Source organism: Acinetobacter pengchengensis (assembly GCF_982235305.1).
In genome coordinates, this window is sequence record NZ_CEVATJ010000001.1 from 2,370,957 (window position 1) to 2,394,696 (window position 23,740).

The 23,740-nt window shown below is 40.7% G+C and carries 20 protein-coding genes and 2 pseudogenes; 13 read left to right on the top strand and 9 right to left on the bottom strand.

Annotated features, from left to right (window positions below; translation table 11 throughout):
* Nucleotides 1-28 precede the first annotated feature (28 nt).
* Nucleotides 29-337, bottom strand: coding sequence for a hypothetical protein (locus AC0T5Z_RS11405; RefSeq protein WP_291334310.1), 309 nt, complete (start codon nt 335-337; stop codon nt 29-31).
* Nucleotides 338-710: 373 nt separating this feature from the next.
* On the opposite strand from AC0T5Z_RS11405, the pseudogene AC0T5Z_RS11410 reads away from it, so the two are divergent.
* A pseudogene (locus AC0T5Z_RS11410) lies at nt 711-897 on the top strand (IS982 family transposase); the annotation flags it as partial.
* A gap of 220 nt (nt 898-1,117) precedes the next feature.
* Here AC0T5Z_RS11410 and AC0T5Z_RS11415 read toward each other — a convergent pair.
* Nucleotides 1,118-1,729, bottom strand: a complete 612-nt coding sequence (locus AC0T5Z_RS11415; RefSeq protein ID WP_435336890.1) for a class I SAM-dependent DNA methyltransferase — start codon at nt 1,727-1,729, stop codon at nt 1,118-1,120.
* A 235-nt stretch (nt 1,730-1,964) separates the two neighbouring features.
* Between AC0T5Z_RS11415 and AC0T5Z_RS11420 the strand changes: the two genes are divergently transcribed.
* Nucleotides 1,965-3,491, top strand: coding sequence for a fumarate hydratase (locus tag AC0T5Z_RS11420; RefSeq protein ID WP_004974861.1), 1,527 nt, complete (start codon nt 1,965-1,967; stop codon nt 3,489-3,491).
* 108 nt (nt 3,492-3,599) lie between these two features.
* Here AC0T5Z_RS11420 and AC0T5Z_RS11425 read toward each other — a convergent pair whose 3' ends face one another.
* The 4 genes from AC0T5Z_RS11425 to tig all read right to left on the bottom strand — a co-directional run bounded on the left by AC0T5Z_RS11425 (nt 3,600) and on the right by tig (nt 7,976).
* Nucleotides 3,600-4,316: a DUF2846 domain-containing protein gene (locus AC0T5Z_RS11425; protein ID WP_291334307.1), complete on the bottom strand. Its 717-nt coding sequence runs from the start codon at nt 4,314-4,316 to the stop codon at nt 3,600-3,602.
* Between the two features lie 191 nt (nt 4,317-4,507).
* A complete protein-coding gene (gene clpX, locus AC0T5Z_RS11430) occupies nt 4,508-5,818 on the bottom strand; it encodes an ATP-dependent protease ATP-binding subunit ClpX (protein ID WP_291334306.1) in 1,311 nt (436 codons plus the stop codon).
* 29 nt (nt 5,819-5,847) lie between these two features.
* Entirely contained in the window at nt 5,848-6,453 is a 606-nt protein-coding gene (gene clpP, locus AC0T5Z_RS11435) for an ATP-dependent Clp endopeptidase proteolytic subunit ClpP (RefSeq protein ID WP_019836825.1), read from the bottom strand.
* A gap of 191 nt (nt 6,454-6,644) precedes the next feature.
* A complete protein-coding gene (tig, locus tag AC0T5Z_RS11440) occupies nt 6,645-7,976 on the bottom strand; it encodes a trigger factor (protein ID WP_435336891.1) in 1,332 nt (443 codons plus the stop codon).
* A gap of 265 nt (nt 7,977-8,241) precedes the next feature.
* Between tig and AC0T5Z_RS11445 the strand changes: the two are divergent.
* The 7 genes and pseudogenes from AC0T5Z_RS11445 to AC0T5Z_RS11475 all read left to right on the top strand — a co-directional run bounded on the left by AC0T5Z_RS11445 (nt 8,242) and on the right by AC0T5Z_RS11475 (nt 18,325).
* A pseudogene (locus AC0T5Z_RS11445) lies at nt 8,242-10,458 on the top strand (TonB-dependent receptor domain-containing protein).
* Nucleotides 10,459-10,670: 212 nt separating this feature from the next.
* Nucleotides 10,671-12,893: a TonB-dependent receptor gene (locus AC0T5Z_RS11450; RefSeq protein WP_291334304.1), complete on the top strand. Its 2,223-nt coding sequence runs from the start codon at nt 10,671-10,673 to the stop codon at nt 12,891-12,893.
* A 95-nt stretch (nt 12,894-12,988) separates the two neighbouring features.
* Nucleotides 12,989-13,672 carry a Fe2+-dependent dioxygenase gene (locus tag AC0T5Z_RS11455; RefSeq protein WP_291334303.1) on the top strand — a complete coding sequence of 228 codons (684 nt, stop codon included), beginning with the start codon at nt 12,989-12,991 and terminating at the stop codon, nt 13,670-13,672.
* Between the two features lie 521 nt (nt 13,673-14,193).
* Nucleotides 14,194-15,891: a 2-isopropylmalate synthase gene (gene leuA / locus AC0T5Z_RS11460; RefSeq protein ID WP_435336892.1), complete on the top strand. Its 1,698-nt coding sequence runs from the start codon at nt 14,194-14,196 to the stop codon at nt 15,889-15,891.
* A 93-nt stretch (nt 15,892-15,984) separates the two neighbouring features.
* Nucleotides 15,985-17,145 (top strand): homoserine O-succinyltransferase MetX, encoded by a 1,161-nt coding sequence (gene metX, locus AC0T5Z_RS11465; RefSeq protein WP_104852561.1) that lies wholly within the window; start codon nt 15,985-15,987, stop codon nt 17,143-17,145.
* Nucleotides 17,145-17,738, top strand: a complete 594-nt coding sequence (gene metW, locus AC0T5Z_RS11470) for a methionine biosynthesis protein MetW (RefSeq protein ID WP_230245396.1) — start codon at nt 17,145-17,147, stop codon at nt 17,736-17,738. Before metX ends, metW begins: the two co-directional genes overlap by 1 nt.
* A complete protein-coding gene (locus AC0T5Z_RS11475) occupies nt 17,735-18,325 on the top strand; it encodes a tetratricopeptide repeat protein (RefSeq protein WP_230245397.1) in 591 nt (196 codons plus the stop codon). The genes metW and AC0T5Z_RS11475 overlap by 4 nt, the downstream gene beginning before the upstream one ends.
* A gap of 49 nt (nt 18,326-18,374) precedes the next feature.
* On the opposite strand, the gene AC0T5Z_RS11480 is transcribed toward AC0T5Z_RS11475, so the two are convergent.
* The gene (locus tag AC0T5Z_RS11480; RefSeq protein ID WP_435336893.1) at nt 18,375-18,620 is read right to left on the bottom strand and encodes a cytoplasmic protein; all 246 of its coding nucleotides are present in this window, start codon (nt 18,618-18,620) and stop codon (nt 18,375-18,377) included.
* Nucleotides 18,621-18,750: 130 nt separating this feature from the next.
* Here AC0T5Z_RS11480 and rdgB point away from each other — a divergent pair, with 130 nt between their 5' ends.
* The 3 genes from rdgB to tatB all read left to right on the top strand — a co-directional run bounded on the left by rdgB (nt 18,751) and on the right by tatB (nt 20,221).
* Complete coding sequence (rdgB, locus tag AC0T5Z_RS11485) at nt 18,751-19,377, top strand: RdgB/HAM1 family non-canonical purine NTP pyrophosphatase (RefSeq protein ID WP_435336895.1); 627 nt, start codon at nt 18,751-18,753, stop codon at nt 19,375-19,377.
* Nucleotides 19,378-19,546: 169 nt separating this feature from the next.
* On the top strand, nt 19,547-19,771 hold the full coding sequence (gene tatA / locus AC0T5Z_RS11490; RefSeq protein WP_004974820.1) for a Sec-independent protein translocase subunit TatA: 225 nt from the start codon (nt 19,547-19,549) through the stop codon (nt 19,769-19,771).
* An 18-nt stretch (nt 19,772-19,789) separates the two neighbouring features.
* Complete coding sequence (tatB, locus tag AC0T5Z_RS11495) at nt 19,790-20,221, top strand: Sec-independent protein translocase protein TatB (RefSeq protein WP_435336896.1); 432 nt, start codon at nt 19,790-19,792, stop codon at nt 20,219-20,221.
* Here the strand turns inward: tatB and AC0T5Z_RS11500 are convergent.
* Nucleotides 20,218-21,423: an IS256 family transposase gene (locus AC0T5Z_RS11500; RefSeq protein ID WP_160127165.1), complete on the bottom strand. Its 1,206-nt coding sequence runs from the start codon at nt 21,421-21,423 to the stop codon at nt 20,218-20,220. The two genes, tatB and AC0T5Z_RS11500, sit on opposite strands and share 4 nt — an antisense overlap.
* 140 nt (nt 21,424-21,563) lie before the next feature.
* Between AC0T5Z_RS11500 and tatC the strand changes: the two genes are divergently transcribed.
* Complete coding sequence (tatC, locus tag AC0T5Z_RS11505; RefSeq protein ID WP_004974811.1) at nt 21,564-22,349, top strand: twin-arginine translocase subunit TatC; 786 nt, start codon at nt 21,564-21,566, stop codon at nt 22,347-22,349.
* Between the two features lie 255 nt (nt 22,350-22,604).
* Here the strand turns inward: tatC and AC0T5Z_RS11510 are convergent.
* Nucleotides 22,605-23,734 (bottom strand): IS3-like element ISAcsp5 family transposase gene (locus AC0T5Z_RS11510; protein WP_100222370.1). Its coding sequence is split into 2 segments (ribosomal slippage): nt 22,605-23,482 and nt 23,482-23,734, totalling 1,131 coding nucleotides; the frame shifts between segments, so codons are not numbered across the junction.
* Between the last annotated feature and the right edge of the window lie 6 nt (nt 23,735-23,740).

A 23,740-nucleotide genomic window follows, 5' to 3' on the forward strand; every position in this document is an offset into this window, starting at 1 on the left:
ATTGAAAAATTGGGTGGTTTTTTATGTGTTATGTTTTAAAAAGTAGTATATTTTTATAAACAATCTCACAATTGCTGAGTTTATATTTGTTCACACAATCCTCCATTCCAATCACTTCGGCATTCTTTTCAGAATAAGAGTTTGATGGGAAAAATGTTTTCTGACCATTTAAACCGTATCTAAGATTCAGTTGGAATGTACCGTCTGGACGTTGTCCTTTGGTAATCACTGTACCAGGCTCTTTGTCTTTTGTGTATCCAGAAACACTAGAAATAAGCTCGGAGCATCTTCTTTGATTCTCATTTATTTGTTTGCACTCTTTTGCTGCTGAGCGCATAGCCAGTTCACGCGATGTGGCTGTATAGATCGAAAATATGCCATTCTTCGGGTCGTAAGCAACACCAGCATACCAATATTGTGGCTGATAACTACTGCTATCCCCCAACCGCATACACTGTCATCAACTGTCTGGCAGTAACCTTGGGTAGGGTTTGCTTGAACTAGTGGACTAAGACTGAGCAATCCAATTACACTTAAAGAAGCAAAAAAATAATACTCCATCTTCATTCCCTAAATTATTGTGTTTTAATTAAATAAATATATCTAAATCACGTAATTAACTCGAATAGCAGATAAGAAATTGCCCTAATAAATAGGAGGATGAAAGCCAGTAGTTGAATTACCAAGTTAAACCTTAAGCTCTAGCCCTCATGTCTAATAATACCGAATTATTCTGCGTGCTTGATGACTTTTTTCTTAAATTTGAAGCAAATTATTGGAAATTTATAAAACATAGTCCCCGCTATCCAAGAACCTGACAGGGAAACTTACTCCCTTTCAGAAATTATCTTTATCTCCATCTGGTACACATGCTCTCAATGTAATAATTTCAAAGCCCTTATTCAAATTATGGAATCATTTGCTAAAACAGAATTCGAGGTAATTTAAGATTCCTAAAATTAACATAATACACATTATAAAAATTATCATTATAAATCAATACATTAAAACCTATTTTACAACCCACTCACCCTCGAATGGGCTTTTTTATATGATTTTTCACGTTACACGCTCAATTCTCAATCATTGTTCCACATTATTATTTAGCATGACTAAATCACAACTTCTGTGCCAACCACACCGTATGCCCGGCACAGTCCTGATCTTCAGCCTGCATATCCACTACCTTAAACCCATGTTGTACTAACAATTGACGGTATTCATCCTGCGATAAACTGGCATGATAAAGTGCCTCACCAAGCATATCCCCAATCGACTCACCTGCCGCAGGTCCGCTGCTAAACATGAGAACCGTATTGGTGGTAGAGCATTGCGCAAATTTCTCGAACATGCAGCGCTGATCGTTTGGCGTTAAATGAAAAAAACTATCCCACGCCAAAATACCATCAAAGCACTGATTCAAGTTCACCGAGCGCATATCGGCTTCAATCCAACACTGTGTAGGAAAATGTTCTCGTGCCATTTCCAGCATGGTGTCTGAACTATCCACACCTGTAAGCCTATGCCCGTGTTGTAGTAGATACGCTGCAATTGGACGCCCCGAACCACAGCCTAAATCTAAAATTTTGGCCTGAGCAGGCAAAAAATCAAGAAAACGATCCAGCCAAGCTTTTTCATATAACAACTGACCGCGCAAGTCTGTCCACGCTTTTGCATGCCGTCGATAAATAGAGATAATCTGAGCAGCTAAATAGTCGGAATCATTCATATTTATCCCAAACATCATCGAAAAGAAGTCTTTTAACATAGCTGAATTTGTGCAGCCAGAACAGCAAAATGATGGCGCGTTTTGGCGACATATTTTTTGGATATTTCACAGACTCTCTCAAGCTGACGACTGTTATTAAACTTTCGCCCAAAGCTTGATCAAAGTGCCCACAATTGCTGCATTTTGTCTTATAATTTAGCCCGCTAGCTATCCGCCCGCTCAAGAGATTTTTGATATGACAACTATTATCAAGCAAGATGACTTGATCACTTCGATCAAAGACGCGCTTCAGTTTATTTCCTACTATCATCCACAAGACTTCATCCAAGCGATGAGCCGTGCTTATGATCGTGAAGAAAACAAAGCAGCGAAAGATGCGATTGCACAGATCTTAATTAACTCACGTATGTGTGCAGAGGGTCATCGTCCAATCTGTCAAGATACTGGTATCGTAAACGTATTCCTTGAAGTGGGTTTAGACGTTAAATTTGATTTAACGATGAGCTTGGATGATGCGATTAACGAAGGTGTGCGTCAAGGTTATCTAGAAAACTCAAACGTACTTCGTGCATCAGTATTGGCTGATCCTGCATTTGGTCGTAAAAATACCAAAGACAACACCCCTGCAGTGATTCACTACAAACTCGTTCCAGGTAACAAAGTTGATATTACTGTTGCTGCTAAAGGTGGTGGTTCAGAAAACAAATCTAAATTAGCAATGTTGAACCCATCCGACTCAATTGTAGATTGGGTACTTAAAACTGTACCGACTATGGGTGCAGGCTGGTGTCCGCCAGGTATGTTGGGTATTGGTATTGGTGGTACTGCTGAAAAAGCCATGATGCTTGCCAAAGAAGCACTCATGGAAGAAATCAACATGGACGAATTATTACGTCGTGGCCCACAAAACAAAATGGAAGAACTCCGTATCGAGATCTTCGAGAAAGTGAACGCACTTGGTATTGGTGCACAAGGTTTAGGCGGCTTAACTACAGTTTTGGATATTAAAATCAAAGACTACCCTTGCCACGCTGCAGGAAAACCAGTGGGCATGATTCCAAACTGTGCGGCAACTCGTCACGCACACTTCCAGTTAGATGGTTCAGGTGTAGCGCATATTCAAGCGCCTAAACTTGAAGACTACCCAGAAGTAACTTGGGACTCTTCTAAATCTAAACGTGTAGATTTAGACAACATTACCCAAGAAGAAATGAACTCTTGGCAGCCGGGCGATACGTTGTTATTAAACGGTACGATTTACACAGGTCGTGATGCTGCGCATAAACGCATGGTTGACATGATCAACAATGGTGAAGAATTACCAGTCGACTTAAAAGGCAAATTCATTTACTACGTTGGCCCTGTCGACCCTGTTGGTGATGAGGTCGTTGGCCCTGCAGGTCCAACAACGGCAACTCGTATGGATAAATTCACTCGCCAAGTCTTAGAACATACTGGTTTATTCGGTATGATTGGTAAGGCAGATCGCGGTCCTGCAGCAATTGAAGCCATCAAAGACCATAAAGCAACTTACCTGATGGCAGTAGGTGGCGCAGCTTATCTTGTATCTAAAGCTGTACGTGAAGCAGAAGTGGTCGCTTTTGAAGACTTAGGTATGGAAGCAATCTACAAGTTCAAAGTTGAAGATATGCCTGTGTCTGTTGCAGTTGATGTCAACGGCACATCGATCCACGCGATTGCACCAAAAATCTGGCAAGCTAAAATTGGCAAAATTCCTGTTGTAGATGCAGCAGCAGAATAATATTCCAATTTAGCAATAAGCCAAACCAAAAAGCACCCAAATTTTGGGTGCTTTTTTATGCGGGTTAGAAATGAATGAAAGCGATGCGCGAGATAAAGATACAAGCCCTTACCACGTTCTCGGATCCCACAATTTAAAGGGTTGAGTTAAGTGCACATCTTCCGCAGGGTCATATTTTTCATGCTTGATTTTTTGTGGCTTTTTACGCAACTTGCCTGTGTTTTGATCTTCCGCAACAAAGTTATAGCTTTCTGTTTTTAGTTGAGTAAATGCAATTTCCTGTTGTGCCGTACTTGCAGGCATAAGCATTAATGGCCCTGAAACTTCTTTGCGGGTACTTAGGTTTTCTTCATCATACTTAATAAAATACGACTGCCCTGCCTGCACCTGAAAATCCAAATATTTCGGTTTTTGGAAATGTAATGCCCCCAAAGGACGGCTCACACTCAGACGATACGCACCTGGTGCCAATTCAATCCAATAATAATGATTGTGTAATAAACTTGGAATCCGATGTTTGTTGATAAACATACTAGCTGCGACAATTTCCTGTCTGTTCCATTTGGAATCTGGGCGATATAAATACACGATGGCAGCATCAGCATGTTGTGCCTGAACAGGTTTAAAATTTTGCCCGAGTTTTTGATTGACCCAACCACCAATTGTCATCATGCCCAAACGGTGCTGTTCTACAAAACCCGGTTTTTGTTCTAAATTTAAAACTTTTAAGGTACTGGGTGGTTGCGTTTGTTGCACCACGTTTTTTTTGCCATGACATCCCAGCAACATTAAACTGGTCACGACCAAGATTGCGACACCACGCATGTCTATCCCTCGCTACGTTTCTTATTTTTGTAAATCAAGTTTTGAAATCAAGCTGCAAATTCATTTTGCAATTGTTGTTTTGAATAATAGGCATCCACGCCTAGGCTTAAGATTAACACTGCCTTAATTTTTTTGACAATAAAAAACGTGCCGAAACCTAGCGTTTCGGCACGTTTCAGACGAATAGCGTATTAAGCAGTTTTGCTGTCTAACACTTTTAAGTCAATTTTTTCTGCTGCAGGCTCTTCTATTTGAGGCTGACGTTCAGGCAAAAATTCGGGCTTCGCACCGTCTTCAATCACTGCTTTGGTCACCACCACCGTGCCAACATCGGTACGACTTGGTAAGTCGTACATGGTTTCGAGCAAGGCATTTTCCAGAATTGAACGCAAACCACGCGCCCCCGTATTACGCTCAAGGGCTTTTTTCGCGACTGCACGTAACGCTGCATCTTCAAAGACTAAATCGACATTTTCCATCTCGAATAAGTATTGATACTGACGGGTTAAGGCATTTTTCGGCTCGGTCAGAATTTGCATCAATGCATCTTCATCTAGTTCGTCTAGCGTTGCAATCACAGGTAAACGACCAATGAACTCTGGAATTAAGCCAAATTTCACCAAGTCGGTTGCTTCTACTTGACGGAATAAATCAGACAATTTCTTGCCTTCATCTTTTTTCTTCACGTCTGCGGTAAAACCAATACCGCCTTTTTCTTGGCGTTGCTGTACAATTTTCTCTAAACCAGAAAAGGCACCACCACAAATAAACAAAATATTTGAAGTGTCAATTTGAATGAATTCTTGCTGTGGATGCTTACGTCCACCTTGAGGAGGAATAGAAGCCACCGTACCTTCAATCATTTTGAGTAAAGCTTGCTGAACACCTTCACCAGACACATCACGGGTAATCGATGGGTTTTCAGACTTACGCGTGATCTTGTCAATCTCATCAATGTAGATAATACCTTTTTGTGCTTTTTCTACATCGTAATCGGCTTTTTGCAACAGCTTTTGTACGATATTTTCGACATCTTCACCCACATAACCCGCTTCGGTTAATGTGGTTGCGTCTGCCATTGCAAAAGGAACATCCAACAGGCGCGCCAAAGTCTGTGCAAGTAAGGTTTTACCCGAACCTGTTGGCCCTACCAGCATGATGTTACTTTTTGAAATTTCGACAGTATCGTCTGACTTATGCCCTTGCTGGGTCACTTTCAGACGTTTGTAATGGTTATACACTGCAACCGATAAGGTTTTTTTCGCAGTGTCCTGACCAATCACATACTGGTCTAGCGCAGCACGAATTTCATGTGGTTTTGGCAATGGACGTGTTGCCCAATCACCCGACTCAACTTGTTGACTGGTCTGAACCAAGTCTAAGCATACGTCCACACATTCATTACAGATGTATGCGTCCTCGCCTGCAATCAGCTTCCCGACTTCAGACTGCGTTTTACCGCAAAATGAACAATGTTTTTGTCCCTGAGGATGTTCGGACATAGTCACTCCAATATTTCAATCTTTAAAACTTATGGACGTTTTGTTAAAACTTCATCCACAAGACCGTATTCCTTCGCTGCCTGAGCAGTCATGAAGTTGTCACGATCGGTATCTCTTGCGACAGTTTCATAGTCTTGACCACTATGTTCTGCCATTAAACGGTTCAAACGCTCTTTAATGAATAAAATTTCACGCGCATGAATTTCAATATCTGACGCCTGACCACGGAAACCACCCAGCGGCTGATGAATCATAACGCGGGCATTTTCAAGACAGTACCGCTTACCTTTTGCGCCTGCATTAAGCAGGAATGCACCCATAGATGCTGCTTGTCCCATACAGTAAGTCACAACATCTGGTTTAATAAATTGCATGGTATCGTAAATTGCCATACCTGCAGTCACTGAACCACCTGGTGAGTTAATGTAAAGGTGAATATCTTTATCAGGGTTCTCAGCTTCTAAAAACAACATCTGCGCCACAATTAAGTTGGCCATATTATCTTCGACTTCACCCGTCAAGAAAATGACACGTTCACGTAAAAGACGTGAATAAATATCAAAAGAACGCTCACCACGAGAGGATTGTTCGACCACCATGGGAATTAAAGCATTTTCAATTGTTGGAACATACATAATGGTTATTTATTCCTAAATTTATGTGACACGACTCATGTTCACAATATGAGGGATAATTGTCTAAATTGCAAAATATTCACGGTGTAAATCGTAGATATTTTGAGTGAAATGCGATCACTCTCTGAAAAAACTGCAAACCGCGATGTAATAAAAAAGGCGCACGAAGCGCCTTTTTGTATCAAAGCCAATTAGCCTTGTTGACGAGCCTGCTGCTCTTTCAATAAATCTTCATAGCTTACAGTTGTATCGGTTACTTTTGCAGAAGCTAAGATGTGATCTACAACCTGGTCTTCTAAAACAACAGCTTCAATTTGTGAACGTTGTTGTTTGTCGTTTTTGAAGTATTCAATCACTTCGCTTGGATCTTCATAAGAAGAAGCCATGTCTTCGATGTAAGCATCTACACGTGCTTGATCTACTTCGAGTTTAGCATTTTCTAATACTTTGCTCACCAATACGCCAAGTTTTACAGATTTTTCAGCTTGTTCTTTGAATAATTCATCTGGAAGCATGCTTGAATCAAATGCTTTTGCACCTTGCGCACCAAACTGCTGTGTGAATTGCTGAATCATTTGCTGACGTTGACGGTCAACTTCTTGAGCAATCATCGCTGCTGGAAGTTCAACTTCGTTTGCAGCTACAAGTGCATCAAAAGTTGCGCCTTTTACTTGGTTACGTAAACCGTTTTTCACTTCACGTTCCATGTTTTTACGAACGTCGGCTTTTAACTTGTCTACGCCTTCTTCTTCAGAAATACCGAAGATTTGTAGGAATTCTGCATCAATTTCTGGAAGTTTTTGCTTTTCAACAAGCTTCACTGTGATTTTGAATTGTGCTGCTTTACCTGCAAGGTTCGCTGCCTGGTAGTCTTCAGGGAAAGTTACATCAATAACTTTCTCTTCGCCTTTTTTCATGCCCACGATACCATCTTCAAAACCAGGAATCATGCGACCAGAACCAAGTACCAGTTTAAAGTCTTCAGCAGTACCGCCTTCAAACTTCTCGCCATCTACAGTGCCTTCAAAGTCAAAAGTTACTTGCATGTCTTGTTTCGCCATGCCTTTGGTTTCTACCCAAGAAGCACGTTGCTTTTGAAGGTTTTCAAGCATTTGTTCAACGTCTTTGTCGTTCACTTCTGAAGACTTACGTTCAACTTCTAAACCTTCAAATTTCACTTCAACTTCAGGATAAACTTCAACAGTCGCTTCGTACACTAAAGCGTCGTCTTTCATTTCAGTTTTTTCGATGTTCGGCATACCCACAGCATTGATTTTTTCTTGCTGGATTGCTTCAAACACGGTGTCACGAATAATGTCGTTGATCACTTCTTGATAAATACCCGCACCGTATTCACGACGAACAACGTTTAGAGGCACTTTACCTGGACGGAAGCCGTTGATCTTCACAGTTTTGGCAGTGCGTTTCAAGCGAGCTTCAAACTGCTCGTTAATACGGCTCGTCGGTACAGATACATTTAAACGACGGGCAACGCCCGAAACCGCTTCAGAAGTTACTTGCATGGCTTCCTCGATATAGTTAGTAATAACAGTTTATAAAAAAGTGCCACATTATATGACAACATTAAAGGATATACAAAATACGTTCTGATCTTGACTGAATTTTTTTAATCGGCACGCTATTTTCTGTAAATTTTCAACTTTGTGTATATTTCCTGTTGTAAATAAGAATAATTATCATTAATATTAACCAACTCCTTCATGAATGATTCTAGTTACCGTATAGGTCTAAATTAGGTTCATTGATTCATATTAGAGATATAATTTTATGGCTAAGTTCAACCTACACCCGCTGTGTCTTGCATTACTTGGGGCAACCTCTACTACTGTTTTCGCAAATACCTCTACCGATGCGACTTCAACCCATCAACTTTCCACAATTGTGGTTTCAGCGGCAGGTTTTGAACAAGATATTAAGAATGCGCCTGCGACAATGACCGTCATTACAGCAGAAGATTTAAAGAATAAACGCATTAATTCAATTGCAGATGCCTTAAGCGATGTTGAAGGTGTCGATATCAGCCCAACAGCAGGTAAAACAGGTGGTTTAAATATTCGTATTCGCGGCATGGATTCAGAATACAGCTTAGTTTTAGTCGATGGACGACGCCAAAACAGTACAGGTGACATTACACCAAACGGCTTTGGAGAATCAAATAACAGCTTTATCCCCCCTATTTCTGCAATTGAACGCATTGAAGTCATCCGCGGTCCAGCCTCAACTTTATATGGTTCCGATGCAATGGGTGGCGTTGTTAATATCATCACCAAGAAAGTCAGCAATGAATGGACGGGTGCAGTTACTTTAGAAGGCACTTTACTTCCCAATAGTTCAGAATTTGGCAATCAACGCTCCGTTGATACTTATGTAACAGGTCCAATTATTCCAAATTTACTGGGTATTCAATTACGAGGCCGTAAAGCTGAACGCGATCAGTCTCATCTGACTCGTTCGGATGATGAAGGTGGTTCTTCTGAATTAAATATGGGCAACAACCCAACCAAGTCAGATTTAGAAACTATTGGTGTACGTCTTACTTTAACGCCAACAGATCAACACGATCTTTCTGTTGAGTATGAACAAACTGAACAGTGGTATGACAATAGCAATGGACAGTTGGGTACGCTTGGTGCAAATGGCGGCTATGATAAAGCTCAAGAATATAACCGTGACAAAATCATTTTAGCCCATACTTGGCGTAATCAAATCGGTACACTTGAATCCAGTATTGCCAATACTCAAACTGAAACTATTGGGCGTTTGATTCCAGCACGTGCGCAAAATATGTCTCAAGCCATCACGCCTCGTATACTGGAAAGTGAAGACACGATTTTTGATACCAAATTTACCACTTAATATTTTGATCGACACAATATAGCTTTAGGCGGTCAATGGTGGGATGCCAGTCTGCAAGATGGCTTAAGAGAAAACAAAGAAATTTCATTTACCCAAATCGGATTATTCGCTGAAGATACATGGGCACTGACGGATCATTTAGCACTTACTCTAGGTCTGCGCTTTGATGATCACGATACCTTTGGAGACTTTTGGACTCCTCGTGCCTATTTAGTTTGGAAGGCGAATGATAACTGGACATTCAAAGGCGGTTATTCTGAGGGCTATAAAGCGCCACGCTTAGAGCGACTCACCAACGGTATTTATAATGTTGGCGGTCAAGGGCGTAACCCCCTCTTCGGTAATCCAAATTTAAAGCCTGAAACCAGTAAGAATTTTGAGTTCGGGACATCTTTCACCAACAATAAAAACTTCGACTATAACATCACCGCTTTTTACAGCCAGATTGAAGATAAAATTGTCAGCGGCAATACTGAATTCAGCTGTAATACCGATACAACATCAACCTCTGGAAGTAGCTGGTCTAAAGCAGACTGTGAAAAATATATGGCTTCTATTGGCACACCATGGGTGATGGGCTATCACCCAACCACTGGCAAAGCTGATTCTTGGAACGTCACACGACCTACCAATGCCGAAGATGCTGAAGTCTATGGAATTGAAACGGGGTTAAATTGGGAGTTCTATCCTGCATGGAACTTCGGTATTAACTACACGTGGACCGAAACTGAAATTAAAGATTCTAAGCTTGGTAACCCACATCTCAATGACACGCCAGAACATATGGTCAATGCATCACTTAAGTGGCAAGCTGATGACAACATTCAACTTTGGGCTCGCGGTGAAAACCGAAGTGAACGCGCACGCTATACAAAAACTTATGCCAATCTGACCAAAGATGAAAAAGCCATTTACAATGCTTTAGGTGACTACAAAGCATATGCTCTTCTACATGTCGGCTCGAATTTCACTGTGAATGATCATTGGGACGTTGGTGTTGCACTTTATAACGTGTTTGATAAAAACTTCACGGATTATGAAAAAGTTGCAGATATCGGTTGGTATAACCACTATAGCAACACACAAGAAGGTCGCAGAGTACAATTAAGTACTACCTTTAAGTTCTAAAAATTTTCTTTTCCTCTAAACCCTGCTTCGGCAGGATTTTTCTATATCCACTTAAAATCATACACTTATATACAGATTGTTACACAATATCATTTATTTTCACATTTTCATCATAACTTATTATAGATAATTCCAATTATTCACAATTGCTAAACTAAACAAGAATCATTATTATTTGCATACCAATTTACAACGCTAGAACTAGATTCGTTATGACCTTCATCAAAACACGTAAAAAACTGGTTTCTTCAGCAATCGCTTCAACACTCTCTGTGGTTGCAGTCAATGCTGTTGCGCAAGATCAAATCGCGCAATTAGAAACAATTCACACGGAAGCGGCAGCAGAACAAAGTTTAAAAGTAGATAATTCTGCAAATAGCAAATTTGTTGCTCCCCTACTCGACACACCAAAGTCAGTATCTGTTATTTCTAAACAGCTGATTGAAGACACTCAAGTTACAACTTTAAGCGATGCTTTACGCACAGTGCCTGGTATCACACTTGGTGCAGGTGAAGGCGGCAACCCGAATGGTGACCGTCCTTTCATTCGTGGTTATAACTCTGAAAGTTCAATGTATGTTGATGGTATTCGCAACTCTACTTCACAAAATCGTGAAATGTTTGCGATTGAGCAAGTCGAAGTTACCAAAGGTTCTGCGTCAGCAATGGGTGGTGCAGGCACAACTGGTGGTAGCATCAACATGATTTCAAAAACCGCTAAAAAAGGTGATTTTTTAGAAGGTTCTGTGGGAGCAGGAACGGATGATTACCAACGTATTACTTTAGACGGTAACAAAGATTTTGGTAATGGTATTGCTGCTCGTGTTGCCGTAATGGGTCACCACAACGACAAAGCAGGTCAAGAAAATGGTACTGAATATGCACGTGCAGGTATTGCGCCAAGTATTACGTTTGGTCTAGACAGCGACACGCGTGCAACATTAAGCTACTACTACCTCAAAACTGATGATACCCCTGATTCAGGTGTGCCATACAACAATCCTACGGGCTATTCACAATACTCAGGAAAACCAATTGATGTAAAACAGGGTGTTTACTATGGTTGGAAAGACCGTGATTTCCAAAAACAAGAAAATCAATCAGGAACGATCAAGCTTGAACATGACCTGACTGATAATCTAACCATTTCAAATACCGCAGTTTATAACAGCTCTAAAAATAATTATCTGTGGACAAACCCAGATAGCTCCCAAGGCAACATCTATAAAAGCGGCAATGTTTGGGCGCGTGCAAACTCACGTATGGCAAATACCGATGCATTTACAGACCAATTGGCTTTAACGGGTAAGTTTAATACAGGTCGCTTAAAGCACAGCTTTAACTTAGGTGCTGAGTACTCAGGCCAAGAAACTGATCGTACCCAATATATTATTGATGGTAAAAATACAACAGGTGCTGGATACAATGCATGTACACCAGAAAACATTGCTACGGGCTGGTGTACTTCTGTCCAAAATCCTAATCGTGGTCCATGGACAGGCAGCATCAGTACTGAAGGCGCTGACCGCTATAACATTCAGAATAAAAACACTTCTGTATATTTCCTCGATAGCATTGAATTACACCCACAGTGGATCTTGGATTTAGGCTTACGTTGGGATGACTACTCAGCAGAACAAACCATGATTGCAGGTCGCTATAACTCAACCTATTCGGAAGGAACCGTTGTTAACCTTAAAAACGATTCAGACTTTGTAAACTATCAAGCTGGTTTAGTTTATAAGCCTGTCGAAAATGGTTCAATCTATGCAAGTTATGCAACCTCATCAAACCCAGTCGGTGTGGATGGTGGTGATGGTTCTGAAGGGATTACAGCAGCTATTCAAAACTTAAAACCTGAAGAAGTCCGCACTATGGAACTGGGGACTAAATGGGATGTCTTGAATGAAAAACTTAATTTAACAGCAGCCATTTTCCGTACTGAAAAAACCAATACTCGTGCAACAGCTGATGACGGTACAACCAAAAATATTGGTGAAACACGTGTCGATGGTTTTGAATTAGGTGTAAATGGTAATATCACGGACAAATGGGCATTATCTGCTGGATATACTTATTTAGACAGCGAATTAGTTGATGATGGCGCTGGTTTAAATGACGGCAAGCAAGTTCAAAACGTTGCTAAGAACTCTGCAACACTATGGACCACTTACCAAGTCATGCCACAGTTGACTTTAGGTGCTGGTGCTGTTGCGATGGATAAAGTGTATGGTAATGCGGCAAATACCAAATTTGTTCCAGGCTATGTCCGTTACGATGCCATGGCACGTTACAACGTTAACGAAAATGTTGACCTGCAATTGAATGTCAATAACCTGTCGGACGAACGCTATTTCACTAAAGCGTATGCCTCTCACTACGCCACTGAAGCAGAAGGTCGTAGTGCAGTGCTTTCTCTAAACTTTAAATACTAATCCCATATATTAGCTATGGAATTGTGATATAAAAATAGCCTCTGCCTGCAGAGGCTATTTGCATGTATAAGTTATTCTAAATAAAAGGTGTTCGTGTGATTCATCATATCCCTAATGTACTAACAAAAGAGCAAGTTCAATACTTCCGTGATGAAATGGACAAAATTGAATGGGTCAATGGAAAAGTTACCGCAGGAACTTTATCTGCGACAGTAAAACAGAATCAACAACTCCCTGAAGATCATCCGCTCACGCATCATCTTAGTAGCATTATTTTAGAGTCGCTTGGGCAGCATCCTTTATTCCTTTCTGCAGCTATTCCTTTAGATATTATTCCCCCTCTATTTAACCGTTACGAAAACAATGAATCTTTTGGTTTTCATGTCGACAATTCAATTCGTCGTATTCGTGGCACCAATGAACGCTTGCGTACCGATTTATCCTGTACGGTATTTTTAAGCGAGCCTGACGAATATGAAGGTGGTGATCTCGTGGTTGAGGACACTTATGGCTATCATGAAGTTAAACTTCCTGCAGGGGACATGATCCTCTACCCTTCTACCAGTTTGCATGAAGTAACTGCGGTAACGTCGGGCTGTCGTATTGCTTCCTTCTTTTGGGTACAAAGCATGGTACGCGATGATGCTGATCGTCATATGCTGTTCAATCTTGATCAAACTGTGCAAAACCTACGTATGCAGTTGGGTGATCAACATGAAGAAGTGATTAAGCTCACCAACCTTTACCACAACTTGATGCGCAAATGGGCTGAACTTTAAGGCCTTAAAACCGATTTAAAAATACTTGCTACTGTAGTCGCCCGCACTTAAACAGTAGCGAGAAAAATTTAAGTAAATATTGTGATTTACTTTTACAATCATTTAAACAATTACCAATATTCAATAAAAAATACTCATAAATAAATAAAATTAGAAAAAAAATCTCATTATTGTTTTATTCAATCAGATATTCGGAAAACATTCTCAACACAAGCGCGATATGATATGACTATAAACTTAGCACTCATGCAATTTTTCCTAAAAGGTTTGCATAAGTAAAACCTTTGTATTGATCTTGATGGTTACATGATGAAAACGAATGATCTTTTTGCTTTTCCGACTCACGCTCAACCTCAATTGAATCTCCTGATGCTGCGCCACGCGCGCCTATAAAAAATTTGCTTTTCTAAGCAATTACCTCTGAATATCCCTTTAATTTTGTTTAAATAGACACCATATATTATTAGTAGTACGTTGCATTTAATAAGACCGAGCAACAGGCACTACACAAGGAGTTCCTCATGATGTTGGCAGATCCAAGCAAGAAATACCGTCGTATGTACCAGCGTGTCGACTTACCAGACCGCCAATGGCCAAATAACGAAATTACCAAAGCGCCAATTTGGATGAGTACCGACCTACGTGACGGTAACCAAGCGATCTTTGAGCCAATGAACATCGAACAAAAATTCAAAATGTTCCAAATGCTTGTGAAAATTGGTTTTAAGCATATCGAAATTGGTTTCCCATCTGCATCTCAAGTTGACTTCGATTTCACCCGCAAATTGATTGAAGAAGGTCATATTCCAGATGACGTGTATATTGAAGTCTTGGTACAAGCACGTGACCATTTGATTGCACGTACTTTTGAATCTTTACAAGGTGCAAAACGTGCAATTGTGCATATTTATAATGCCAACTCGCCTACCTTCCGCCAAAAAGTCTTGAATGTAGATATTGCGGGTGCCAAACAATTGGCCATCAACGCGGCAACCAAAGTAAAAGAATACGCAGCGAAGCAACCTGAAACTGAGTGGATATTCCAGTACAGCCCAGAATGTTTTACTGCAACTGAGTTAGAAGTGGCTAAAGATGTATGTGATGCGGTAACTGAAATTTGGGAAGCGTCGCCAACCAATAAAGTCATTTTAAACTTGCCTGCAACAGTGGAAGTATCTACACCAAACGTGTATGCCGACCAAGTGGAATGGATGCACCGCAATATTGAGCGTCGTGATGGCGTGATCATTTCAGTACACTGTCACAATGACCGTGGTTGTGGTATTGCCGCTTCTGAATTGGCCATCATGGCGGGTGCAGACCGTGTAGAAGGTTGTGTATTTGGTAACGGTGAACGTACCGGTAACGTTGACGTTGCGGCAATTGCCTTAAACATGTACACCCAAGGTGTTGCACCTGAGTTGGATTTCTCAAACATCAACGAAATTATTGCTACAGTTGAAGAATGCACAGGCTTGCCAGTACACCCTCGTCATCCGTATGCAGGTGACTTAGTCTTTACTGCATTCTCTGGCTCACACCAAGACGCAATTAAGAAAGGTTTTGAATTCCAGAAAAACGAAGAAATTTGGGATATGCCTTACTTGCCAATCGACCCGAAAGATTTAGGGCGTGACTATGATGCGGTGATTCGTGTCAACTCACAATCTGGCAAAGGCGGGATTGCGTACTTGTTAGAATCGAACTACAACGTGACTTTACCACGTCGTTTACAAATCGAATTCTCACAAATTGTGCAACAACGTACCGATGAGCAAGGCACAGAAATCAGTGCAAGTGAAATCTGGAATTTGTTTAAAGACACTTACGTTGCAGTAAAAGATGCGCACTATGCGACGCAAAACTACAAATTATCTGATGAAAATGGCAATCAAGTCATTGAGTTAGATGTGGTAGTGAACGGCGAAACGCAACGCTTACGCGGCGAAGGCAACGGTCCAATTTCAGCAATTTTGAATGCACTTCAACTACCAATTGATGTCTTGAACTATGAAGAACGTAGCATTAGCTCAGGCGCACACGCAAAAGCTTTGGCATTGATTGAGTTGCAAGTCAAAGGTACAGGTAAATCTGCCTTTGGTGCAGGGGTACACGACAACATTGTGACTTCATCTATTGATGCAATTATTGCTTGTACAAATCGCTTGATTGAGCAAGGCGTATTAAGCACGGATCAAGTAGTTGCAGCAGCAGTATAATCTTGCGGTAACATGTAAAAGCATTTTGAAAAGGATACCCCAAGTGGTATCCTTTTGTTTATTCATCCTCAGGATTTAAGGCGAATTATTCCCGTGTCTTTTCCAGCTGACTCAGTAGGCATTGTTGTTCCAGAAAAGTTCCAATTTGAAGAACCTTTAGAACTCGAATGTGGTCGTGTTCTGCCCCGCTTTGAACTCATGGTCGAAACCTACGGCACGCTCAATGCCGACAAATCCAATGCAATTCTAATCTGTCACGCACTATCAGGGCATCATCATGCTGCAGGTTATCATCATGCCGATGATAAAAAAGCAGGCTGGTGGGATGCCTGTATTGGCCCGGGAAAAGCCATTGATACCAACCACTTTTTTGTGGTGGCCTTAAATAATATTGGTGGCTGTAACGGCTCTACGGGGCCCACATCACCTAACCCTGAAAATGATAATCGCCCTTATGGCCCAGATTTTCCATTGGTCACTGTGCGAGATTGGGTCAAAACTCAAGCCATGCTATCTGACCGTTTAGGGATTGAAGTCTGGTATTCAATTATTGGCGGCTCTTTGGGTGGCATGCAGGCTTTGCAATGGTCGGTAGATTATCCTGACCGTCTCAAAAAATGCGTCATTATTGCCAGTGCACCAAAACTGTCCGCACAAAATATTGCCTTTAACGAAGTCGCACGTCAGTCGATTTTATCTGACCCAGATTTTCATCATGGGCGTTATTTAGAACACGACAGCTACCCAAAACGTGGTTTGATTTTGGCGCGCATGGTTGGACATATCACCTATTTGTCTGAAGAGGCCATGAAACAAAAATTTGGTCGTGACTTAAAATCAGGCAAATTTATGTATGGTTTTGATGTCGAATTTCAGGTCGAAAGCTATTTACGCTATCAAGGCGAACAATTTAGCCGTAATTTTGATGCCAATACCTATTTAATTATGACCAAGGCACTGGATTATTTTGATCCTGCACGTGAATACGAACAATCTCTACAAAAAGCCATGGCCAATACCAAGTGCAAGTTTTTAGTGGTGTCTTTTACCACCGACTGGCGTTTTAGCCCTGAGCGTTCGCAGGAAATTGTAGATGCCTTAATCAGCAATCATAAGCCGGTCAGCTATTTAGATATTGATGCCGAACAAGGACACGATTCGTTCTTGTTCCCAATTCCACTATACGTGAAAGCCATGCGTGCATTCTTGGGTGGAACAGAACATCTTCAAGCAACCCCACAGGAGGCCGTATAATGCGTCTTGATCAGCAACTTGCCGAAAAGTGGATTAAACCCAATTCTAAAGTACTCGATTTAGGTTGTGGCGATGGCGAACTGTTGGCTCACATGAGCAAACAGCATAATATTCGTGCATACGGATTAGAAATTGATCAAGAAAAGATTGCAATTGCGATCAGTCGCGGGTTAAATATCATCCAACAAGACTTGAATTTGGGGCTTGGCCGTTTTGCCGACCAGTCTTTTGACTATGTGGTCATGGCACAAGCCTTGCAAGCAGTAGATGCACCGGACGTATTATTAAGAGATATGGTACGTGTGGCTAAACAGGCAATTATTACCTTTCCAAACTTTGCGCATTGGAAGACTCGATCTTTTCTTGCCTTAAAAGGAAAAATGCCTGTTTCAGATGCATTACCTTATATGTGGTACAACACCCCAAATATTCATTTATGTACGTTTCGTGATTTTGAGGCACTTTGTGCCGAAAATAATATTCGCATCATTAACCGACTTGCCGTGAATGGGAATCAACAAGATAGTTTACTCAGTAAGCATCTGCCTAATTTGTTTGGTGAAGTCGCAATTTATCGAGTGAGCGCTCTATGAAAAAACTATTATTAAGCACCACGCTATTGGTTGGACTGTTGAACATTCAAGCCCACGCAGATTATGTTTCACCGTCATCTTCTGTAGCGAGCCAAGCGGCTCAATATTCAACTATGGATATTAATGGCTTGATTAAAGCAGCCAAAGCAGGTCAGGCAGGCGCACAATTTTACTTAGCGACAAAATATCAACAAGGTAAAGACGTTCAACAAGACAGCCGTCAAGCGTTTGCTTGGTACAAAGCGGCGGCAGATCAAGGTTTATCGGCTGCACAACTCAATGTAGGTCGTATGTTGGCGGATGGTATTGGCACGAAAAAAGACGAAGTCTTGGCACGTCAATATTTTGAAAAGGCAGCTAGCCGTGGTGATAACCGTGCCAGCTTTAACCTTGCCATGATGGAAGAACAAAAGAAAAACTATATGGGCGCGTATCAGTGGTATGAATTATCTACCCGTGATGGCATGCTCGACAATAAAGTCATTTCTTTGTCTGAAGGCAAGAAAACAGCTTTGGCAGCCAACTTAACTCAAGAACAAATTCGTCAAGCACGTGACCGCGCTGACAAATGGATTCAAGCACAATAAATTTAATCGCGCTTAAATTAACTTCATGCACCTTCGGGTGCTTTTTGTTTTATCCGAAATAAACCGCCTGCATGGCCTGTAGCAATTCAGGGCTGAACTCTTCTACTGTAGCAGAACCCAATACCGCATCTATACCACAATGCGGACACATTGCGGTTTGCTCATCATCACACCAATCTTCAATTTCGCTATAAGTAAAAATTTGCAGACAGCAAAAACAGCCACAACGCTCACTTTGCTGCAGTAATGCACAGTGCTGACTCGTATAACGGTAGATCTCTGAAATTTTGCTCATCATGATTTCCCTACTTTTTGAAACCTAAATATTATTAGCATGTAAAAAAACAAATCTATGCGAGATTAAACTTTTAAGTCTGAAAAATCCGTTAAAATATCCAATATTTTTTTGAATTAAGATCTGAATTATGGCTGCAACTGATTGGCGCGCTCAAGGTACTTTGGTTTTAGCAAGCAATAACAAGGGAAAAATTGGAGAATTTGAAACCCTGTTTGCGCAATTAGACTTGCCTGTGCAAGTGATTCCTCAAGGTCAACTAAATATTGAAGATGCGGTTGAAGATGGTTTGAGCTTTGTTGAAAATGCCATTTTAAAAGCGCGCCATGCCGCGAAAATTTCAGGAAAGCCCGCAATTGCCGATGATTCTGGTTTGTGTGTGCCTATTTTAGGCGGCGCACCAGGAATTTACTCTGCACGTTTTGCAGGTGAACATGGCAATGATGCAGCCAACAACGAAAAACTTTTGAATAAACTTAAGCCACTACGTCAAGATAACGAAACAATTGAAGGTATGTTTGTTTGTGTTTTAGCTTTGGTTGAACATGCCGATGATCCATTACCACAAATTTTCCAAGGTATGTGGAAAGGCGAGATTTTAGCAGAAGCCCGTGGTGAAAATGGTTTTGGCTATGATCCGCTCTTTTGGTTGCCTGAACTAGGAATGTCGAGCGCAGAAATGTCAAAAGCAGAAAAGAATAAAATCAGTCACCGTGGTCAGGCGATGCAACTGTTTAAAGCAAGTTTACAAGCTTAGATTTAACAGATGTGATTGATCTTACAGCCCGTTTTCAAACACGGGCTGTTTTATTTTCAAGCTATACAAATCAGGTCAAACATCCCTTGTCGTCAAATCGCAACACATTCGTCACCGCATTGTCATACAGACCTGTTGAGATAGGCTCAACTATTGAGAGGTCTAAATCATGGCAGGATTATCTATTTGGCACGTGCTGATTTTTGCAATTGTGGTCATTTTATTATTTGGTACATCTAAGCTTAAAAACTTAGGTAAAGATGTAGGTGGCGCGGTCAAAGATTTTAAAAAATCAATAAAAGATGATGAGGCAGAAGCGGCGCAACTGAAAGAACCTCGTACGATTGAACATCAAGCCAATAGCAGTGATGTAAATTCGACTGTAAAGCATTAAGGCTGAGGGTTTGAGATTATGCTCAATATTGGAATGACGGAACTGCTGATTTTCGGCATCATTGCATTATTGGTGCTGGGTCCTGAAAAACTCCCTGAAGCAGCGCGTTTTGTCGGCAAGTGGTACGCTAAAATTAAACGTATGGTCAGTAATGTTCAAAATGACATTGACCGCGAATTGCGTTTATCTGAATTACGCGAGCAAATGCAGCAAGAAATGGCGCGTATTCAGGAACTTGAAGCAAAGATGCAAGCACAAATGCATGAAATGCAGCAAGAAAAAATATTTGAAGATACAACTGCAAAAAGCACACATTCCCCGCATGCCGTATCAAAAAATACCTTACAACAGCATCATTACACCTTGGTTTTAAATACTGAAAAAACCTCTGCGGTGTTACTCCCTAAAACTAGAGGGCGTTCAAAATTCTGTGTCAGTAAATTTGACTAGATTTTAATTATATCATCTAATCGACCTTCAAAGTAAATGGATAATTGAGTAATCGTTTGTCCCCATTCCTGAATAGGCATTGTCCATTTTTCTGATGCCTGTTGAATACCAATATACAGTAATTTCATCAGACTATCCTCATTGGGGAAAGCTCCTTTGGTTTTGGTTAGTTTGCGGAATTGACGATGTACGGCTTCAACGGCATTGGTGGTGTAAATCGGCTTCCTAATCGCTTTAGGGTATTTGAAATAGGCGGATAGTAGATGCCATTTGGTACGCCATGACTGAATGACCACACCATATTTTTCGCCCCATTTTTCTTCTAGCTCATCCAGTGCTACTTCTGCCGCCCCTTTGGTATCAGCACGGTAAATTGGCTTTAAATCAGCCATAAATGCCTTCTGATCTTTACTGGCAACATAGCGTAAAGAATTACGAATTTGATGAACGATACACAGTTGTATTTCTGTTTGAGGGTAAATCGCTGCTATGGCTTCGGGGAAACCTTTTAGTCCATCTACACAGGCAATCAGAATATCCTGAACACCACGATTTTGTAGGTCTGTCAGTACACTAAGCCAATGGTTCGCCCCTTCGCTTTCCGATAAATACAAGCCGAGTAGTTCCTTCTTACCTTCAACATTTAAAGCTAAAATGGTATAGATCGCTTTACTCACATAAACACCTTTATCCTTCACTTTGTAATGTATGGCATCTAACCAAACAAAGGGATAAATTGTATCGAGTGGGCGTTGTTTCCATGCTTGTAACTGAGGGAGGAGCTTATCTGTAATATTGGTGATAGCACCATCTGAAATCTCCAATCCATACATATCAGCAACATGCTTTTGAATATCACGATAGCTCATACCAAGTGCATAGAGTGATATGATTTTATTGTCAATTTCTTCTGATAATTTGGTCTGGTTCTTTTTAACTAACTGTGGCTCAAATTCACCATTTCGATCTCTAGGGGTTTCAAGCTCAAATGAACCTGATGTAGATTTTACTGTCTTGCGAGTATAGCCATTGCGGCGATTACCTTGTTTCGGATTCGCTTCAATGTAATTCTCGATTTCTGCTTCAAGAGCAGCTTCGGTCAGTTGTTTAATTAAAGGGGTGAGTATGCCATTTTCTCCAGTCAGTGCTTGTCCTGACTGGAGTTGTTTTAAGGCTGTTTCAAAATCAAATGTAGTTGCCATAATGCATCATTCCTGTTTTTAACAGTTTAAGGAAATGACACAGTTTTTTGAACACTACCTAAAACTAAAATGACATCACATTCAAATTTATCTGCGCTACAACATACTACAGCGCCCTATACTGAAATGAAGGTTGCAGTATGAGCCAATCAAACGCTTCTGAGCTTTCACATTTGCCTGTGAAGGCAGAGCAAGCCGCATTAGAAGAAATGCCAATTACCAAGCACTTGATGGTGCTGCGTAATCATCTTTTTAAAATTGTAGGGCTTATTCTTGCCTTATTCTTCTGTTTATTGCCCTTTGCCAATAAAACTTATCAAGTATTGTCGGAACCATTACGTGCACAGTTGCCACATACATCAACCATGATTGCGACTGATGTTACCGCAACCTTTATGGCGCCGTTTAAACTAAACTTTTTTGTCGCGCTGTTCATTGCGATGCCATTTATTTTGTATCAGATTTGGGCATTCGTAAAACCAGCGTTATATGAAAAAGAAAAAAGTTTGGCGCTGCCTTTGCTGATCGGCAGTATTTGCTTGTTCTATATCGGAATTAGCTTTGCTTACTTTGTCGCCTTGCCATCCATTCTGCACTTTTTCATTAGCGTTTCCCCTGAAACAGTCGCCCCGATGACCGACATTAATAGCTATCTTACGTTTTGTTTGAAGCTGTTTTTGGTTTTTGGTTTTACCTTTGAGATTCCAATTGTCACACTTTTGCTGATTATGATTGGTGTCGTGTCTACGCAAACTTTGGTTGAAAAACGTCGCTTTATTATTGTTGGCTGTTTTTTTGTGGCCATGTTTGTCACACCGCCAGACGCTTTATCGATGATCATGCTTGCCATTCCGATGTGGATGCTGTTTGAAATTGGTTTGTTTTTTGGCAAATTAATTGAGAAGCGACGAGTCAGTCACAGCTAATCTAAAATATTGAATTTTAAAAAGAAGCACATGGTTGCTTCTTTTTTTGTGCGTGTAGATCACAAATGAACGGATTTAATCAGTTTGACACATAAGCTTAACCCGCATGTCATGTTTAGCCACTAATTTACATATAACTTTCAAACGACTAAGCAATTTGCTAGGAAAAAAAATGACTGATTTTATAATGTGGTTCCGTTAATTAGACCACTCAATTCAGTTTTATAAGTGATAAATCCGCTCTAAATATTTAAATTATGCTGCCATTACTTTTAGTAAATGTTGATCATAAAATTCATCCGGTGTTGCCTTATTCAAACTTGAATGAGGACGTATCATGTTATAAAAATCCAAATATTCAGCAATTGATTGTTTCGCTTGTTTAACCGTATCGTAAGCCTTCAAATAGACTTCCTCATGCTTCACGCTGCGCCATAAACGCTCAATCATTACATTATCCATCCATCGTCCTTTCCCATCCATACTGATACGGATATTTCGCAATTTTAACTCATTCAAAAATGCCTCGCTTGTGAATTGACTGCCTTGGTCTGTATTAAACACCTCAGGACAACCATATTTCACAATTGCTTCTTGCAACGCATCTATGCAAAAGCCTGTTTCCATACTGATCGATACACGATGAGCCAGTACTTTACGACTATGCCAATCTATAATTGCACACAGATAGACAAAGCCTTTAGCCATAGGAATGTACGTTATATCTGTACACCAGACTTGATTAGAGTGATCGATGACCATGTTTTTCAACAGATATGGGAAAATACGGTGTGCAAGATTAGGCTTACTGGTATTGGGTTTTGGATACAAGGCATGTATTCCCATCAAGCGCATTAAACGTCGGACTTTACGCCGACCTATTTGATGCCCTTGACGCTGTAGCATATCTCGTATCATTCGACTGCCCATAAAGGGGTAGTCGAGATGAATTTCATCGATCAGGCGCATCAAACTCAAATCAGTTGATGAAATCTCTTTGGACTTGTAATACAACGTACTGCGATTGATTTGAATCAATTGCGATTGTTGTCGTACCGAAAGTTGATGGGTCTTATCGATCATTTTTTGCCGCTCAGCTGCCCTATTTTTCTGAGCGCACCTTCTAAAAAATCAATTTGCAATGCCTGATGTCCTATCTTGGCATGTAGAGCTTTGAGGTCAATCTCTGGTTCTTGTTGTGCTGTTGGTCGTGAAAAAATATTGACTGATTGCTCAAGCAGTTGATTTTTCCAATCGATGATTTGGTTTTGATGTAAATCGAATTGAGTAGAAAGTTCAGCGAGTGTGTGGTCGCCTTTAATTGCTGCGAGAGCAACTTTAACTTTAAACTCTGCTGAATGATTACGACGTTTTCTTCGTGTCATGGTTGA

Coding starts and splice junctions, on each gene's coding strand:
- AC0T5Z_RS11480 (WP_435336893.1), bottom strand. CDS start 18,620: ATGAGCAAAATTTCAGAGATCTACCGTTATACGAGTCAGCACTGTGCA.
- metW (WP_230245396.1), top strand. CDS start 17,145: ATGCGTCTTGATCAGCAACTTGCCGAAAAGTGGATTAAACCCAATTCT.
- tatA (WP_004974820.1), top strand. CDS start 19,547: ATGGCAGGATTATCTATTTGGCACGTGCTGATTTTTGCAATTGTGGTC.
- AC0T5Z_RS11450 (WP_291334304.1), top strand. CDS start 10,671: ATGACCTTCATCAAAACACGTAAAAAACTGGTTTCTTCAGCAATCGCT.
- clpX (WP_291334306.1), bottom strand. CDS start 5,818: ATGTCCGAACATCCTCAGGGACAAAAACATTGTTCATTTTGCGGTAAA.
- AC0T5Z_RS11500 (WP_160127165.1), bottom strand. CDS start 21,423: ATGGCAACTACATTTGATTTTGAAACAGCCTTAAAACAACTCCAGTCA.
- tatB (WP_435336896.1), top strand. CDS start 19,790: ATGCTCAATATTGGAATGACGGAACTGCTGATTTTCGGCATCATTGCA.
- clpP (WP_019836825.1), bottom strand. CDS start 6,453: ATGTATGTTCCAACAATTGAAAATGCTTTAATTCCCATGGTGGTCGAA.
- AC0T5Z_RS11405 (WP_291334310.1), bottom strand. CDS start 337: ATGCGCTCAGCAGCAAAAGAGTGCAAACAAATAAATGAGAATCAAAGA.
- AC0T5Z_RS11425 (WP_291334307.1), bottom strand. CDS start 4,316: ATGCGTGGTGTCGCAATCTTGGTCGTGACCAGTTTAATGTTGCTGGGA.
- tatC (WP_004974811.1), top strand. CDS start 21,564: ATGAGCCAATCAAACGCTTCTGAGCTTTCACATTTGCCTGTGAAGGCA.
- rdgB (WP_435336895.1), top strand. CDS start 18,751: ATGGCTGCAACTGATTGGCGCGCTCAAGGTACTTTGGTTTTAGCAAGC.
- AC0T5Z_RS11420 (WP_004974861.1), top strand. CDS start 1,965: ATGACAACTATTATCAAGCAAGATGACTTGATCACTTCGATCAAAGAC.
- leuA (WP_435336892.1), top strand. CDS start 14,194: ATGATGTTGGCAGATCCAAGCAAGAAATACCGTCGTATGTACCAGCGT.
- tig (WP_435336891.1), bottom strand. CDS start 7,976: ATGCAAGTAACTTCTGAAGCGGTTTCGGGCGTTGCCCGTCGTTTAAAT.
- AC0T5Z_RS11475 (WP_230245397.1), top strand. CDS start 17,735: ATGAAAAAACTATTATTAAGCACCACGCTATTGGTTGGACTGTTGAAC.
- AC0T5Z_RS11415 (WP_435336890.1), bottom strand. CDS start 1,729: ATGAATGATTCCGACTATTTAGCTGCTCAGATTATCTCTATTTATCGA.